At 71.9% G+C, this 14,827-nt stretch carries 14 protein-coding genes; 4 read left to right on the forward strand and 10 right to left on the reverse strand.

The window, feature by feature from the left end; all coding sequences use genetic code 11:
* Nucleotides 1–7: 7 nt before the first annotated feature.
* From OHT51_RS40070 to OHT51_RS40090, 5 genes are all read right to left on the reverse strand, one after another.
* Entirely contained in the window at nucleotides 8–2,950 is a 2,943-nt protein-coding gene (locus OHT51_RS40070; protein ID WP_328883821.1) for a helix-turn-helix transcriptional regulator, read from the reverse strand.
* Between the two features lie 42 nt (nucleotides 2,951–2,992).
* Nucleotides 2,993–3,346 (reverse strand): UBP-type zinc finger domain-containing protein, encoded by a 354-nt coding sequence (locus OHT51_RS40075; protein WP_328883822.1) that lies wholly within the window; start codon nucleotides 3,344–3,346, stop codon nucleotides 2,993–2,995.
* Entirely contained in the window at nucleotides 3,343–4,782 is a 1,440-nt protein-coding gene (locus OHT51_RS40080) for an ATP-binding protein (RefSeq protein WP_328883823.1), read from the reverse strand. Before OHT51_RS40080 ends, OHT51_RS40075 begins: the two co-directional genes overlap by 4 nt.
* Nucleotides 4,779–6,455, reverse strand: a complete 1,677-nt coding sequence (locus tag OHT51_RS40085) for an FAD-dependent oxidoreductase (RefSeq protein ID WP_328883824.1) — start codon at nucleotides 6,453–6,455, stop codon at nucleotides 4,779–4,781. The genes OHT51_RS40080 and OHT51_RS40085 overlap by 4 nt, the downstream gene beginning before the upstream one ends.
* Nucleotides 6,456–6,606: 151 nt before the next feature.
* Entirely contained in the window at nucleotides 6,607–6,963 is a 357-nt protein-coding gene (locus OHT51_RS40090; protein WP_328883825.1) for a VOC family protein, read from the reverse strand.
* Nucleotides 6,964–7,026: 63 nt separating this feature from the next.
* Here OHT51_RS40090 and OHT51_RS40095 point away from each other — a divergent pair, with 63 nt between their 5' ends.
* A complete protein-coding gene (locus OHT51_RS40095) occupies nucleotides 7,027–7,899 on the forward strand; it encodes a universal stress protein (protein ID WP_328883826.1) in 873 nt (290 codons plus the stop codon).
* Nucleotides 7,900–7,911: 12 nt separating this feature from the next.
* Here the strand turns inward: OHT51_RS40095 and OHT51_RS40100 are convergent, their stop codons facing one another.
* The 3 genes from OHT51_RS40100 to OHT51_RS40110 all read right to left on the reverse strand — a co-directional run bounded on the left by OHT51_RS40100 (nucleotide 7,912) and on the right by OHT51_RS40110 (nucleotide 10,769).
* Nucleotides 7,912–9,150 carry a DUF4032 domain-containing protein gene (locus OHT51_RS40100; RefSeq protein WP_328883827.1) on the reverse strand — a complete coding sequence of 413 codons (1,239 nt, stop codon included), beginning with the start codon at nucleotides 9,148–9,150 and terminating at the stop codon, nucleotides 7,912–7,914.
* Between the two features lie 40 nt (nucleotides 9,151–9,190).
* Entirely contained in the window at nucleotides 9,191–9,937 is a 747-nt protein-coding gene (locus OHT51_RS40105; RefSeq protein ID WP_328883828.1) for an MBL fold metallo-hydrolase, read from the reverse strand.
* Between the two features lie 202 nt (nucleotides 9,938–10,139).
* On the reverse strand, nucleotides 10,140–10,769 hold the full coding sequence (locus tag OHT51_RS40110; RefSeq protein WP_328883829.1) for an alpha-ketoglutarate-dependent dioxygenase AlkB: 630 nt from the start codon (nucleotides 10,767–10,769) through the stop codon (nucleotides 10,140–10,142).
* 138 nt (nucleotides 10,770–10,907) lie between these two features.
* On the opposite strand from OHT51_RS40110, the gene OHT51_RS40115 reads away from it, so the two are divergent.
* Together OHT51_RS40115 and OHT51_RS40120 are read left to right on the forward strand one after the other, a co-directional pair.
* A complete protein-coding gene (locus OHT51_RS40115; RefSeq protein ID WP_328883830.1) occupies nucleotides 10,908–11,534 on the forward strand; it encodes a TetR/AcrR family transcriptional regulator in 627 nt (208 codons plus the stop codon).
* Between the two features lie 24 nt (nucleotides 11,535–11,558).
* Entirely contained in the window at nucleotides 11,559–13,232 is a 1,674-nt protein-coding gene (locus tag OHT51_RS40120; protein WP_328883831.1) for an FAD-binding dehydrogenase, read from the forward strand.
* 22 nt (nucleotides 13,233–13,254) lie between these two features.
* Here OHT51_RS40120 and OHT51_RS40125 read toward each other — a convergent pair whose 3' ends face one another.
* Nucleotides 13,255–13,605 carry a DUF488 domain-containing protein gene (locus tag OHT51_RS40125; protein WP_328883832.1) on the reverse strand — a complete coding sequence of 117 codons (351 nt, stop codon included), beginning with the start codon at nucleotides 13,603–13,605 and terminating at the stop codon, nucleotides 13,255–13,257.
* 116 nt (nucleotides 13,606–13,721) lie between these two features.
* Here OHT51_RS40125 and OHT51_RS40130 point away from each other — a divergent pair, with 116 nt between their 5' ends.
* Complete coding sequence (locus tag OHT51_RS40130; RefSeq protein WP_328883833.1) at nucleotides 13,722–14,486, forward strand: hypothetical protein; 765 nt, start codon at nucleotides 13,722–13,724, stop codon at nucleotides 14,484–14,486.
* A gap of 56 nt (nucleotides 14,487–14,542) precedes the next feature.
* On the opposite strand, the gene OHT51_RS40135 is transcribed toward OHT51_RS40130, so the two are convergent.
* A complete protein-coding gene (locus OHT51_RS40135) occupies nucleotides 14,543–14,776 on the reverse strand; it encodes a WhiB family transcriptional regulator (RefSeq protein ID WP_328883834.1) in 234 nt (77 codons plus the stop codon).
* Between the last annotated feature and the right edge of the window lie 51 nt (nucleotides 14,777–14,827).

Raw genomic sequence — 14,827 nt, forward strand, 5'->3', positions numbered from 1 at the left:
CGGGGCGTCAGCCCACCGCCTCCTCGCGGGTGATCAGGCCCTCCCGATAGGCGATCGCCACCGCCTCCGTACGGCTCGCTGCGCCCAGCTTGGCGAGGATGTTGGAGACGTGGACGCTCGCCGTCTTGCCGGTGATGTACAGCTCCTCGCCTATCTGCCGGTTGCTGCGGCCGAGGGCGAGGAGCCGCAGCACGTCCTGCTCGCGGGCCGTGAGCAGCGAGGAGCGGTCGGCGGAGGCGTCCGCGAGGCGGCCCCGGCGGATCAGGGCGTCCGCTCGCTCCAGCAGCAGCGTCGCGCCGAGCCGCGTCGCCGTCTCCCGTGCCGCCCGGGCCTCGGTGGCCGCCGCCTCGCGCTCGTCCGCCGCCAGCAGGGCCTCGGCGTGCCGCACCCGGCAGCGCGCCCGCTCGTACTCGTCGCCGTAGTCGAACGCCGCCACCGCCTTCGCCCACGCCCCCGCGTCAGGCCCGGACACTGCCCGCGCCCACTCCGCCTCCGCGCGGGCCAGCCACGCCATGCCTTCCGGCCCCTGAGGCCTGACGTCCCCGCCGCGTGCCGCCGTGCCCCGCGCCAGCTCGACCAGTTCGGTCGCCGTGTCCGCCCAGCGGCGCAGCCCCGTCTCGTCGCCGGTCAGGCGCAGCTCGGCCGCCCGGTCGCCGACCGCGGACAGCGCGAGGGCGGCCAGCCGGACCGTGGCATCGGGGAGCGCCCCCGCGTCGTCGGTGAGCGCCGCGACCGAGGACCGCATCCGCTCCACCGCCGCGTCCGCGTCACCGCGCCACGCGGCGGCGTCGGTGAGCGCGAGACCCGCGATGAGCGTGCCCATCCAGTCGAAGGGCCCCGCCAGCAGCGCGCGGGCCGCCTCGACGGCTGCGAAGTCACCGCGCGCCAGAGAGACGTACAGCGCGGGACCAGTCGTGTATCCGCCCGCCGCCGGCAGCACGCCGGCGTCGGCCGCCGCCACGCTCACGCACTCGTCCCAACGGCCCAGCGTGTACAGGACGAGCAGCCGCAGGTACCGCATCTCCAGCGGATACAGCGAGGACAGCAACCCGGCACGCCGGGCCCGGTCCAGCCCTTCCGTCAGCCAGGGCAGCGACTCCTCCAGGTCCCCGGACTCGAAGCAGCCCACGGCGAGGCTGAACAGGGCGCGCATCTCCACCGGAGCGTTGCCCGAACGCCGCGCCAGATCCCGGGCCTCGCGCAGCCGTGCACGCCCCTGCGGTGTACGCCGGCCGCCGGCCTCGAGAACGGCCAACGAGATGAGCAGGTCCGCCCGGGCGTCCGTCACCTGGAGTTTCTCGGCGATGCGCAGGGCCTCGCGGGCGACCCGCAGGGCGGTCTCGTTCTCACCGACCTGGCGGGCCGCCAGGACGTGCGTGGCCGCCGCCCACACCCATGTCCGCGACGGGGGCTCCGCCGGAATCAGGGCGAGCGCCTCGCTGCTGTAGGCGAAGGCCGCCGTCAGGCTGTCGACGCCGAGCAGGTTCCCGGCGAGCGTGTAGCGGACCCGGGCGGCGAGCTCGGTGTCGGTGTCCTGGCCGGGGGCCGCGAGCACGGAGCGGGTAAGGGAGACCGCGCGGTGCGACTCACCTGCGTGCGCGGCGGCGGCCGACGCGCGCAGCGTGAGCGTCACCCGGTCGGTGCCCTCGCCCGACGGCCGCGCGGACGGCTCCACCGACGACCACAGGTCCAGGGCGCTCTCCAGGTGCCGTAGCTCCTCGGCGGGCGCGCCGACCCGGTGCGCGTGGTCGGCGGCCTCCAGCGAGGCGGCCAGAGCCTCGGCCAGATCGTGGCTCTCGCGGTAGTGGTGGGCGCGCTCGGCCGCCGTCTCGTCGGGACGGCCGCGTCCGGCGAGCAGCCGGGCGAACGCACCGTGCAGCCGGGCCCGTTCGCCAGGGAGAAGATCCGCGTACACCGCCTCACGCGCGAGCGCGTGCCGGAAGGCGTACGTGTCGCCTTCCCCCGCCACGAGCAACTGGCGCCCGAGGGCCTCACGCAGCGCCGACTCCAGCTCCTCCTCCGGAATGCCCACGGCACCCCGCAACAGGTCGTGCTCGACGCGACGACCCGCTACGGCGGCCGTGCGCAGCACCTGCTGAGCGGTGTCGGACAGCTGCTCGAACCGGATGAGGAGGACATCGGCCAGCCCACTGGGCACCCCGCCGGCCTCGGTGTCCGTCGCCGCGACCAGTTCCTCGGCGTAGAAGGCGTTGCCCTCGGCCCGCTCGACGATCCGCCGGACCGTACTGTCCGGCAGCGGCCGCTCCTGGACGGCCCGCACCAGCCGGGCCACCTCGGTGTCGGCCATCGGGCGCAGCTCCAGCCGCTCCACGGCGGGCAGCCGCACCAGTTCGGCCAGCAGCGGGCGCAGCGGATGACGCCGGTGCAGGTCATCCGCGCGGTACGACGCGAACACGGCCAACCGATGGGCGGGCGCCCCACCCGCCGGTCGCTGCAGGATGCCCCGACTGAGCAGGAACCGCAGCAGATCCCTCGACGACTGGTCGGCCCAATGCAGGTCCTCCAGCACCAGCAGTACCGGCGCGACGTCCGCCAGATCGGCCAGCAGCCCGGCGATGCCCTCGAACAGGCGCAGCCGGTCACTCACGGCGTCCGTGTCGCCGCCCAGCAGCCGTCCGACCACCGGATGCGCGGCGAGGACGTCCGCGAAAAGCTCGTCACCGGCGAGCACGCCCAGCACCTCGGTGAACGGCAGATACGGCAGCCCGACATCACCGAGATCGACACAGTGCCCGGTGAGGACGACCATCCCGTCCCGAGCCGCCCGCCCCGCGACCTCGTCCAGCACCCGCGTCTTGCCGACTCCGGCGTCCCCGGCGATCAGGACGGCCCGGGCCTCACCGTCCCGGGCACGCTCCAGCGCCGTGGAGAGGCGAGCGAACTCGCCCTCTCGCCCGATGAGTGGCGTGGTGAAAGAGGTCTGCGACACGCATACATCCTGTCATCCACTTCTGGCAGAGCTTGTGGCCCCTCAGGCGCGCAACGTCTTCGCCCAATCGGCAGGGACCCGTCCCGTGGGCCCCGGGGTGGGCTGCTCGGCCGGATGGCTGTCCGGTGCCGCGAGCTCGGGTCCCGACTCGTACATCTCGTTCGTGTCGTAGTTCCAGTACCAGCTCTCACCCGGCTCGAAGCTCTGCACGAAGGGATGCCCGGTCTCCTGGAAATGCGCCGTCGCATGCTTCGCGGGCGAACTGTCACAGCACCCCACATGCCCGCACTGCGCACACCGCCGCAGATGGAACCACCATCCGCCGGCCTCGTCGCACTCCGGGCACCCGCTGCCGCTCGGCGGCACGTTCGGATCGATGCCCTTGACGTCGTTCATGAAGCCTCCTCGGACGTGAGTGGAAGCAGGACCTGGAAGCGGGTGTCGCCCGGTTCGGACTGCACCTGGATGGTGCCGTGGTGCTTGTTGGTCACGATCCGCCAGGAGATGTCGAGTCCGAGCCCGGTGCCCTCACCCACGGGCTTCGTCGTGAAGAACGGATCGAAGATGCGCCCGCGGTTCTCCGCCGGGATGCCGACGCCCGTGTCACGGAACTCCACCAGCAGCCGGTCGTGATCCGGAGCCGTCCGCACGGTCAACGTCCCTTCGCCGCCAGCGCTGTTGATGGCCGAGACGGCGTTGTCGATGAGGTTCGTCCACACCTGGTTGAGCTCCGCCGGATACGCCGGGACCCTCGGGAGCGAACGGTCGTACTCCTTGACGACCTTGATCTGCGGGCCGATCTTGGCCGACAGCATCAGCAGGGTGCTGTCGAGGAGTTCGTGCACGTCGGCGTTCTGGAAGGGCGCGCGGTCGAGCTGCGAGTACTGCTTGGCGGCGTCCACGAGATGCGAGATGCGGGTGGTCGAGTCGTTGATCTCGTCCATCAGCAGCTCGGTCTCGACGGTGTAGCTGAGCCATCCGATCGCGCTCGGCAGGATCTCCTCGTCCACCGCCGCCGCGACCTGGTCCAGCCAGTCCACGTCGAGACCGGCCTGGACGAAGGTGGGCGCGATCCGCCAGCCCTCCTGGATGCCCTGGTCGTCGAGCCAGTCGGTGAGCGCGTCCTCCCGGTCGGCGGCCTCCAGCGGACTCAGCGTTGGGGCCTTGGCGACCCGCTCGGCGGTGCGTTCCTGGATGTCGACGAGGTTGGCGATGACCTCGGGGGAGTACGAACCCTGCGTGATGACGGCGAGCTTGTGCCGCATCTTGCCCACACGCTCGCGCAAGGTGGCTGTCGCCCGTACGGCCGCGGCGGCGGGGTTGTTGAGCTCGTGCGTGAGCCCGGCGGACAACGAGCCGAGCGCCAGCAGCCGTTCGCGCTGCCCGACGGCCTGCTGCGTGCTCTTCGAACCGAAGAAGAGCCCCTCCAGCAGATGCACCGCCATCGGGAACCACTCCTGCATGATCTGCGCGAAGGTGTCCGCGGGCAGCACGAAGAACCGCGTCGGCTCCGTGACGCGCATGGAGTTGTTGTAGACCTGCCGCACCCGGTCACCCAGATACGCCTGCATGGACCCCGCGTACACCCCGCGCTGTGAGGTCCGCGTCACCTCCACGTCATCCCCGGCGACCCGGCGGGACAGCACGACCGTGCCCTCGATCATCACGTAGAAGCAGGTCGCGGGGTCGCCCTCGGTGTACACGGGGCCGGGCTCGTACTGCTCCACCCGTCCCTCGTCGCACAGCCTGCCGAGTTGCTCGGGGGTGAGCTTCTCGAACAGGAACAGGGACCCGATCTCCGCGGCGTTGCACGGCATCGACTGCCCGCTCATGACTGCTCCAGATAGCGGTGGACGAGCATGACGGCCATGGCTCCCTCTCCGACGGCGGACGCGACGCGCTTGGCGGACTCGGAGCGTGCGTCGCCCGCCACGAACACGCCGGGGACGTTGGTCTCCAGGTGGTACGGCGGCCGGTCCAGCTCCCAGCCGGCCGGCGGCCGCCCGTCGGACGACAGGTCGGGCCCGGCGAGGATGAACCCCCGCTCGTCCCGCAGCACCGTCTCGTCCAGCCAGTCGGTGAGCGGAGCGGCGCCGATGAACACGAACATCCACTGGGCGTCGACGAGTTCGGTCCCCCCGTCGTCCACGGAGCGCAGCGTCAGCTGCTCCAGGTGGTCGGAGCCGTGCGCGGACTCGACGACCGTCCTGGGCCGCACCGTGATGTTCGGCGCCTCTTCGATCTGCTGGACCAGGTAGTACGACATGGACGCCGACAGGGACTCGCCGCGGACCAGCAGCGTCACCGACTTGGCACCCCGCGCCAGGTACATCGCCGCCTGCCCGGCGGAGTTGGCGCCGCCGACGATGTACACGTCCTGGCCCTGGCAGGCGGGCGCCTCCGTGAGCGCCGACCCGTAGTACAGCCCGCGCCCGGTCAGGTCGTCGCAGCCGGGCGCCGCCAGCTGCCGGTACGACACGCCGGTCGCGAGGATCACGCTGTGCGCGGCGACCGCCGAGCCGTCCGAGAACCGTACGATCCGGGCGGACCCGCTGACCTGCAGCCCCGTCACCTCGCGCGCGGTGAGGATCTCGGCGCCGAACCTCGCCGCCTGCCGCCGGGCCCGGTCGGTGAGCTGCGCCCCCGACACGCCGTCCGGGAAGCCGAGGTAGTTCTCGATCCGGGAGCTCTGCCCGGCCTGCCCGCCCGTCGCCGACCGCTCCACCAGCACGGTCCGCAGCCCCTCCGACGCCCCGTACACGGCCGCGCCCAGCCCGGCCGGGCCGCCGCCGATGACGACGAGGTCGTAGAAATCGGCCGTCGGCATCGTGGCCAGCCCCACCTTCGAGGCCAGCTCGGGTGCCTCGGGCGCCACCAGGGGCGTCCCGTCCGGCGTGATCACCAGAGGCAGCCGCTGCCCGTCCTGCTCCGCGGCGGCCAGCAGCCGCCGGCCCTCGGGCTCGTCGGCGGAGTACCAGCGGTACGGCACCTGGTTGCGGGCCAGGAACTCCCGCACCTCCGAGGAGCGCGCCGACCAGCGGTGGCCGACCACCTTGGTGCTGGGCACCGGCCGGTAGTCGCTGCGCCGCCAGGCCTCCAGCAGGTCGTCCAGGACCGGGTAGAGCTTCTCCTCCGGCGGATCCCACGGCTTGAGCAGGTAGTGATCGAGATCGACGACGTTGATCGCGTCGATCGCCGCGCTCGTGTCCGCGTACGCGGTCAGCAGCACGCGGCGGGCGCCGGGATAGACGTCCAGGGCCTGTTCGAGGAACTCGATGCCGTTCATCTGGGGCATGCGGTAGTCGGCCAGGATCACGGCCACGAGATCGCCGCGCAGCTTCAGTTCGCGCAGCGCCTGCAGCGCGGACTCGCCGGACTCCGCGCGCACGATCCGGTGCGACTCGCCGTAGCGCCGCCGCAGATCGCGGGCGACCGCCCGGGAGACTCCCGGGTCGTCGTCCACGGTCAGGATGACGGTCCGCGCTGCGTCGGACGCCTGTGCCATACGTCTCCCACCCCGGGGCTTCGCTTTCACGGCGCGGCGGCGAGCGTCAGGAGGCGCGGTCGCCGAGCCGACTTCCGGCCATCGTATGTTCGATCCGCCCGCTTCGCTCAGGTATGGCGGGGCGCTCAGCTATGGCGGGCGCCGACCGCGCTCAGGTGCGCCGCGGGCCGAGCACGCAGAACTCGTTGCCCTCGGGGTCCGCCAGCGTGACCCATGGCTCGTCGCCGGTCTGCCCCACGTCCGCGTGGCGCGCGCCGAGGGCGAGGAGGCGGGCGACCTCCGCGTCCTGGTCGTCGGGGCGGAAGTCGAGGTGGAGGCGGTTCTTGACGGTCTTGCCCTCGGGGACGGGCCCGAAGATCAGGCCGGGCAGCCGGTCCCGCTCGGGCCGGATCTCGAACTCGTCGGCCGAGTCGTTGAGCACGACCCAGCCGAGAGCCTCGGCCCACCAGCGGCCGAGGGCCACGGCGTCGGCCGCGTCGACGTTCACCTGCTCCCACTCCAAAGCCATGGGTTCAGGGTAGTGAAGACTGGGGTTCGACGAACGTGACCGCGACACGAGGAGGCAGCCGGAATGACGCGCCCGATCACGGCAGGGGTGGACGGATCGGAGGAGAGCCTCGCCGGGCTGGCCTGGGCCGCCCGCGAAGCCGTCCGCCGGGGGCTCCCCCTGCGGGTGGTGCACGCCTGGCGGTTCCAGCCGCACGACGCGATCGACGCGGGGGACGAGGACACCCAGGCACAGTGGGTGCGCGACGGGCTGGCCGAGGCTGCCCGCACCGTCACCGAGCGGCACCCGGGCCTGGACGTGACCACCGACATCGTCGAAGGCCCGCCCGCCGAGACGCTGATCGCCGCCGCGGGCGAGGCCGAGATACTCGTGCTGGGCTCGAGCGGCCACGGCCGCGTCGTCGGGTTCCTGCTGGGCTCCGTCGGGCAGCAGGCGATCGCCGGGGCCACGCGGCCCGTCGTGCGGGTACGGGCCGGGGACGAGGCGTCCGCCGAAGCCGCCGGGCGCGAGATCGTCGTCGGTCAGCAGGGCGACCCCGAGGACAGCGCCGCCGCGCTGCGGTTCGCGTTCGAGACGGCCGCGGCGCGCGGCGCGACCGTGCGCGCCGTGCGGGCCTGGACCCTGCCGCCGCTGTTCGCCTACAGCCCGGGCTCCCTGAAGCTCCTCGACGAGGCCGGGGGACTGGAGCCGTACGAGAAGAAGGCGCTGGGCGAGGCGCTGCGGCCGTGGCGGGAGCGCTTCCCCGACGTCCCCGTCGTCGAGCACGTGGAGATGGGCAGCGGCGGGCAGGTGCTGCTGTCGGTCTCCGGACGGGCCCAGCTGATGGTCGTGGGGCGCCGTGCCCACCGCACGGCCGTGGGCGCCCGGATCGGCTCGGTGGCGCACGGCATGCTGCACCTCGCGGACTGCCCGGTGGCCGTGGTGCCGCACGACTGAGTCAGCCGGACCTCAGTCGGACGTCGTCGTCGGCTGCAGCGTCTCCCGGGCCTTGGGCAGGATGTTCGTGATGTAGTCCTCGACCACCGTGTCCAGGCCGATGTCGAGCTGTGCCCGCTCGGACAGGTACCAGCGGTGTTCGAGCAGCTCGTGGTAGATCTCGGCGGCGTCCATGGAGCCGCGCAGCTCCACCGGCACGGCGCGCACGGTGGGGCGGAAGACGTCCCGCACCCAGCGGTGCGCGAGGACTTCGGGGCGGGCGCCGAGGGGGTCGCCCGGGGCGTAGTCGTCCTGGGTGGCCATCCAGCTCTCCAGGTCGTTCAGGAGCCGTCGGGCCTGGTTCTCCTCGGTGTCCAGGCCCGTTAGGCGCAGCAGTTGCCGCTGGTGGTGGCCGGCGTCGACGACCTTGGGCACGAAGGTGACCGTGTCGCCGTTGCCGGCGTGCTCGATCTGCATCTCGGCCACGTCGAAACCGAGTTCGTTCAGTCGCCGTATCCGGCGCTCGATGTAGTGGTACTTGCCCGCCGGGTACACCGATGTGCGGGTCAGCTCTTCCCACAGGCTGTGGTAGCGGGCGCAGATCTCGGTGCCGAACTCGATCGGGTCCACCGAGGGGTGCAGCGCCCCGGACGCCTCCAGGTCCAGCAGTTCACCGCTGATGTTGACCCGGGCGAGATCCAGGTCGTAGTCGCGCTGGCCGTTGCTGAGCTGCGGGTGCAGATCCCCGGTCTCGGCGTCCACCAGATAGGCGGCGTAGGCGCCCGCGTCCCGCCGGAACAGCGTGTTGGACAGCGAGCAGTCCCCCCAGGCGAACCCGGCGAGGTGGAGACGGACCAGCAGCACGGCCAGCGCGTCCATGAGGCGGTGCATGGTCGCGGGCCGCATCGTCGTCTCGAACATCGAGCGGTACGGCATCGAGCCGCCCAGGTGCCGGGTCACCAGCACCGACTCCAGGGAGCCCCCGCCGGAGTCGGTGCGGCCGGTGACCACGGCGAGCGGGTCGACGGCCGGGATGCCGATGCGGTCCAGGTCGCGCAGAAGCTCGTACTCGCGCAGTGCCGGGCGCTCGGCGAGCTCCTTGACGGCGATCACCTCGCTGCCGGCGCGGGCGTAGCGCACGACGTGCCGGGATATACCGCGCGGCAGCGGGACCAGGATGTCCTCCGGCCACTCCTCCAGCGGCAGCTGCCAGGGCAGTTCCAGAAGGAGCGCGGGGTGCTCCGGGTTCGTCGCGCTGATCTGCAGTGCCATGGGGCGTTCGTCCTCGCCTAGCCGTGATCGTCAGCTCACCTTAGAGCGCGCGCTCCCGGGCCTGAAGAGCAGCTTCCTGCACCGCTCCATGGTGCACGGGGCCGTGCCCGGGGAGCAGCACATCCCCCTTGAGGCCTTCGAGTACGTCCAGCGAGGCCACGGCACGGGCCCGCTCGCGGTGGAACATGTCGGGCAGCAGCTGCGGTCCCTTGATCCGGGAGGTGGGGTGCCCGCTGACCAGGGCGTCGCCCGCGATCACCACACCGGCGTCGGGCAGGTGGTAGGCGCAGTGCCCGTCGGTGTGACCCGGCGTGTGCACCGGGACGGGCCGGCCGGGCAGATCCAGCGGGCCGGCCGACGGGAACGGCTCGGGGGTGGTGACGGGGACGTGCGCGGTGCCGCCGGAGCGGATCGCGTGGACCGCCCAGGGCAGCACCCCGGGGCGCCAGCCGTTCCTCAGGACCGTACCGACGCCGACCTGGTGCAGGAACTCCCGGCGCGCGTGCGGCACTTCGGCCTCGTGGAGGTACACGGGTGTGCCGTACGTGGCGCGCAGGTACTCGGCGTTGCCCAAGTGATCGGTGTGCGCGTGCGTCATCAGTACGGCGCTGACGGCCTCCGGTGAACTGCCCACCTCGGCAAGGGAGGCGAGGAGCTTCGGCCGGTCCCCGGGGTAGCCGGTGTCGATCAGCGTGACGGCGTCCCCCTTGCTGAGGATCACCCAGTTGGTGTTGCTGCCGTGCACCAGGTAGGTGCCGTCCGCGACTTGCTGCACATCTGCGCGCATGATCGTCCCGCGTGTGAGGTCCGTGCTCGACGGACACAGCAAAGCAGATCAGGCGGTAAGTGCGTTCGGCGGGCCCGGACGCATCCCGAACCGGAACCGCGTCAGCCGCGTCCTGCGGCCGGTGAAAGGCGGAAGGGCTGCCTCCGGCACCGTCCACCGGAGGCAGCCCCCTGCGCGCACCCGAAGCGGCCGCCTCTCCGCCTCAGTGCACGCCGTGCGGGCGGAACTGGATGCTGATGCGCGGTCCCGCGGCGCGCGTGGTCTTCGGTACGGAGTGTTCCCAGGTCCGCTGGCAGGACCCGCCCATCACGATGAGGTCGCCGTGCCCCAGCGGCCGGCGCACCGTCTCGCCGCCGCCCCGCGCCGGGCGCAGCAGCAGGTCCCGCGGAGCGCCCACCGAGAGGATCGCGACCATCGTGTCCTCGCGTGCGCCCCGTCCGATCCGGTCCCCGTGCCAGGCGACACTGTCCCGGCCGTCGCGGTAGTAGCACAGCCCGGCCGTGGTGAACGGTTCGCCCAGTTCCTCGGCGTAGTGCGCGGACAGGGCGTCGCGTGCCTCCACCAGGACAGGGTGCGCGAGCGCGTCGTCGGGGCCGTAGAAGGCGAGCAGGCGAGGTACGTCGACGACGTTGTCGTACATCGTGCGCCGCTCCGCACGCCAGGGGACCTCGGCCGCCAGGTGTTCGAACAGGGCGTCGGCCCCGCTGAGCCAGCCGGGCAGCACGTCGATCCAGGCGCCGAGGCCGAGCCGGGTACGGCGGATCCCGGTGAGGGACCCGAGCCGCAGCTCGTCGGTCTGGTCGAACAGGGAGCCCTGGAGGTGCGTGGCCATGGTCCCAGCGTACTCCTTAATCGAAAATCTGTTCCCATCGATTTCCTCGTTGCCCCCGCAGTTTTCTCGTTCTTGCTCCCACCCCTTTGGATACATTGGTGTATCGGATACATTCCCGTATCGAATGGAGGACCGGACATGGTGGTGGAGGGCACGGCCAAGCGCGTCACCAGGCGCCGCGTCCGTACGCGGGCCAATCTCCTCGACGCCGCGTTCGCGGTGTTCGCGGCCAAGGGATTCGGCCGGGTCTCCATCGAGGAGGTCTGCGAGGCCGCCGGCTACAGCAGGGGCGCCTTCTACTCCAACTTCGACAGCCTGGACGAGCTGTTCTTCGCCCTCTACCAGCAGCGCGCGGACGTGATCGCCGAGCAGGTGTCCGGGGCGCTCGCCCTCGACGGGCCCGACCTGGACGTGCCGGCCGCCGTGGACCGGGTGACGGACGTGCTGCTCCTGGACCGCGACTGGCTGCTGGTGAAGACGGACTTCCTGGTGCACGCCGCCCGCGACCCGGCCGTCGCGCGGACCCTGCTGGAACACCGCGCACGGCTGCGCGGGGCGATCGCCGACCGCCTCTCCCGCGCCCAGGTGCGCAGCGCACTGCCCGCCGTACTCGGCGACATCGACGGCGCCGCACACGCCGTGGTCGCCGCCTACGACGGAGTCACCACCCAACTGCTGCTGGACAAGGACGTCGAGCACGCCCGCGTCTGGCTGGGGCAACTGCTCACGGCGCTGCTCACCGACGGCAGCGACACCACCGCATGAGGACATGAGGAAGGGACGGTCGCCATGGATGCCGACGTCATCGTCGTCGGAGCAGGACTCGCGGGCCTGGTCGCCGCGAGCGAACTGACCAGCCGGGGCCGCAGGGTCGCGCTGGTGGACCAGGAGAACGCCGCCAACCTCGGCGGGCAGGCCTTCTGGTCGTTCGGAGGGCTCTTCCTCGTCGACTCCCCGGAGCAGCGGCGCCTGGGCATCAAGGACTCACTCGACCTGGCCTGGAACGACTGGCAGGGCAGCGCCCAGTTCGACCGGGTGGACGACGAGGACTCGTGGGCGGTGCGCTGGGCGCGCGCCTACGTCGAGTTCGCGGCCGGTGAGAAGCGGACCTGGCTCGACACGCACGGCATCAAGTTCCTGCCCACGGTCGGCTGGGCCGAGCGCGGCGACCTGCGCGCCGACGGCCATGGCAACTCCGTGCCCCGGTTCCACATCGCCTGGGGCACCGGCACCGGCGTCGTGGAGCCCTTCGTCCGGTACGCCGAACAGGCCGCGCGCGACGGGTTGCTCACCTTCTACCACCGGCACCAGGTCGACGCACTGGTCATGGAGGACGGCGCGGTCAGCGGCGTGCGCGGCACCGTCCTGGCCGACGACAACTCTCCGCGGGGCGTCGCCTCCAACCGTGACCGCATCGGCGAGTTCGAGCTGACCGCTCAGGCCGTCGTCGTCACCAGCGGCGGCATAGGCGCCAACCACGACATCGTCCGCCGCTCCTGGCCCGAACGGCTCGGCACCCCGCCCACCGAGATGGTCACCGGCGTCCCGGCCTACGTCGACGGCCGGATGCTCGACATCAGCGCGGAGGCGGGCGTACGGCTGGTCAACCGCGACCGGATGTGGCACTACACCGAGGGTCTGCAGAACTGGGACCCGATCTGGCCCGGCCACGGCATCCGCATCCTGCCCGGACCGTCCTCCATGTGGTTCGACGCCCTCGGCCGCCGGCTGCCCGACCCGTGCCTGCCGGGCTACGACACCCTGGGGACCCTCAAGCACCTGCGCACCGACGCGGACATCGCCGGACACGACCACTCCTGGTTCATCCTCAGCCAGAAGATCATCGAGAAGGAGTTCGCGCTGTCGGGCTCCGAGCAGAACCCCGACATCACCGCCAAGGACCGCGCCGGGTTCCTGAAGGAGCGGGTGCTCGGCAAGGGCGCGCCGGGGCCGGTGGCGGCGTTCGTGCGCAACGGCGCGGACTTCGTGACCGCGCCGAACCTGGAGCAGCTGGTCGCGAAGATGAATGAGCTGACGGACAAGCCGCTGCTCGACGCGGAGGGCATCCGGCGCCAGATCGAGGCCCGTGACCTGCAGATCGCGAACCCCTACAGCAAGGACGCCCAGGTGCAGGGCATCCGCAACGCCCGCCGCTACGTCGGCGACCGCCTCGGCCGCGTCGCCACCCCGCACCGCATCCTCGATCCCGCGGCCGGCCCGCTGATCGGCGTCAAGCTGCACATCCTGACCCGCAAGACCCTCGGCGGCATCCAGACCGACCTCGACTCCCGTGCGCTCGGAGCCGACGGCACGCCCATCGACGGTCTGTACGCGGCCGGCGAGGTCGCCGGCTTCGGCGGTGGCGGCGTCCACGGCTACAACGCCCTGGAGGGCACCTTCCTCGGCGGCTGCCTCTTCTCGGGCCGCACGGCGGGACGGGCCGCGGCGCGGCAGACGGCCTGACGGCGGCGTACGGCCCGTCTCCTCACGCCTGGAGGAGACGGGCCAGCACGGCGGCGTGGCTCTGCTCCGGAGTCTTCGACGAGGTCAGCAGGGTCACCGCGCCCTTGCCCGCCAACTCCCTGACCCGGTCGAGGAGTGCGGCCGCCTCGGGAGCGGCCAGCTCCGCCTCGTAACGGTCGGCGAACTCCTCGTACGACCCCTCACCCGCGTGATACCAGCGGCGCAGCTCGGTCGACGGGGTGATTTCCTTGGGCCACTCGTCGACGTGGGCCGCGTCCTTCGACATGCCGCGCGGCCACAGCCGGTCGACCAGGACGCGCACGCCGTCCTCGGGTTCGGGTGCTTCGTAGACGCGACGGATGCGCACGCTCATGCCGGGCCTTTCTCGGACGTTCGCGCTCGGAGGCGAGCCCCTCGGATGCGCGTGGCGACCCGCCGAAGCCGACGGATCCTTACAAGTTCCTTACAAGTGTCGGTCAAGGACGATGCATGATCACGCACAAGTCCCGTGTCGCCCTGCTGGTCGCCTCCCTGCTGCTGACCGGCTGCGGCGCCGCTGCCACGGCGACGCCGGATGAGGAGCCCGCTGTCACCCGGGCCCCCAGGCCCGCCCACGCCGCCGAGGCCGCAGCCCGAGCCGCCACCGAGGCCGCCGCCCGAGCCGCCGCCCGAAAGCTGCCCGGACTGGGCCCGGTGACCTGGGCCAGGGTGCCGGCCGAGACCCGGCAGGCCGTCGTCGTGACCGGACGCGACAGGGACTCCTCGCACTCCACCGTCGTCCTGTACGAGCGCACCGACACCGGCTGGAAGGCGGGCAGCAGCTGGCCCGCCCGCAACGCGTTGCGCGGCTGGACCGACCACCACCTTGCCGGCGACCTGCGCTCACCCATCGGGGTCTTCACCCTGACGGACGCCGGGGGCCTGCTCGATGACCCCGGGACCAGGCTGCCGTACGACTACGGTGACGGATTCACCGCCAGCGGTACCGGCTTCGAGGGCGAACCCCTCGCCGGTTCCTTCGACTATGTGATCGCCATCGACTACAACCGCAGGAGCGGCACCTCGCCCCTCGACCGGACCCGCCCGCTCGGCGCCGAACTCGGCGGCGGCATCTGGCTCCACGTGGACCACGGAGCGCCCACCCAGGCCTGCGTCAGTCTCGCGCGGGAGCACATGAGGCTGCTGCTGCTGGCGCTGGATCCCGAGCGGCATCCCGTCATCGTCATGGGCGACGCCGAGTCGTTGGCCCGCTGACGTCCCCCGAACGGCTCAGGGTTCCCCACGCGTCCGCACAATGTGCTGGTCGCCGGTCATCCGGCCCGCTGCCGCAACGCCCTTCGCTCGTCCTCGCTCTTGCCGCCCCAGATCCCGATGAACTGCTCCGTGTCGAGCGCCCAGCGCAGACACTCGTCCCGGACGGAGCAGCGCCGGCAGACGGCCTTCGCCTGCTCCGTCTGCAGCAGGGTCGGTCCGGACGTGCCGATCGGAAAGAAGAGGTCCGGGTCCTCGTGGCGGCAGCCGGCGTGGTCTCGCCAGTCGTCCATCAAAGTCACCTGCGATCGTCGACGTGCCCTCGGTGGAGCATTACTCGTTTT

It is taken from the genome of Streptomyces sp. NBC_00299 (assembly GCF_036173045.1).
Taxonomy (GTDB): Bacteria; Actinomycetota; Actinomycetes; order Streptomycetales; family Streptomycetaceae; genus Streptomyces; species Streptomyces machairae.

What these genes read in the sequence shown, in the direction of transcription:
- OHT51_RS40090 (WP_328883825.1), bottom strand. Translation starts at nt 6,963, where the DNA reads ATGGCTTTGGAGTGGGAGCAGGTGAACGTCGACGCGGCCGACGCCGTG.
- OHT51_RS40100 (WP_328883827.1), bottom strand. Translation starts at nt 9,150, where the DNA reads ATGGCACTGCAGATCAGCGCGACGAACCCGGAGCACCCCGCGCTCCTT.
- OHT51_RS40080 (WP_328883823.1), bottom strand. Translation starts at nt 4,782, where the DNA reads ATGAGCGGGCAGTCGATGCCGTGCAACGCCGCGGAGATCGGGTCCCTG.
- OHT51_RS40110 (WP_328883829.1), bottom strand. Translation starts at nt 10,769, where the DNA reads ATGGCCACGCACCTCCAGGGCTCCCTGTTCGACCAGACCGACGAGCTG.
- OHT51_RS40130 (WP_328883833.1), top strand. Translation starts at nt 13,722, where the DNA reads ATGATCACGCACAAGTCCCGTGTCGCCCTGCTGGTCGCCTCCCTGCTG.
- OHT51_RS40095 (WP_328883826.1), top strand. Translation starts at nt 7,027, where the DNA reads ATGACGCGCCCGATCACGGCAGGGGTGGACGGATCGGAGGAGAGCCTC.
- OHT51_RS40120 (WP_328883831.1), top strand. Translation starts at nt 11,559, where the DNA reads ATGGATGCCGACGTCATCGTCGTCGGAGCAGGACTCGCGGGCCTGGTC.
- OHT51_RS40135 (WP_328883834.1), bottom strand. Translation starts at nt 14,776, where the DNA reads ATGGACGACTGGCGAGACCACGCCGGCTGCCGCCACGAGGACCCGGAC.
- OHT51_RS40105 (WP_328883828.1), bottom strand. Translation starts at nt 9,937, where the DNA reads ATGCGCGCAGATGTGCAGCAAGTCGCGGACGGCACCTACCTGGTGCAC.
- OHT51_RS40085 (WP_328883824.1), bottom strand. Translation starts at nt 6,455, where the DNA reads ATGGCACAGGCGTCCGACGCAGCGCGGACCGTCATCCTGACCGTGGAC.
- OHT51_RS40075 (WP_328883822.1), bottom strand. Translation starts at nt 3,346, where the DNA reads ATGAACGACGTCAAGGGCATCGATCCGAACGTGCCGCCGAGCGGCAGC.
- OHT51_RS40125 (WP_328883832.1), bottom strand. Translation starts at nt 13,605, where the DNA reads ATGAGCGTGCGCATCCGTCGCGTCTACGAAGCACCCGAACCCGAGGAC.
- OHT51_RS40115 (WP_328883830.1), top strand. Translation starts at nt 10,908, where the DNA reads ATGGTGGTGGAGGGCACGGCCAAGCGCGTCACCAGGCGCCGCGTCCGT.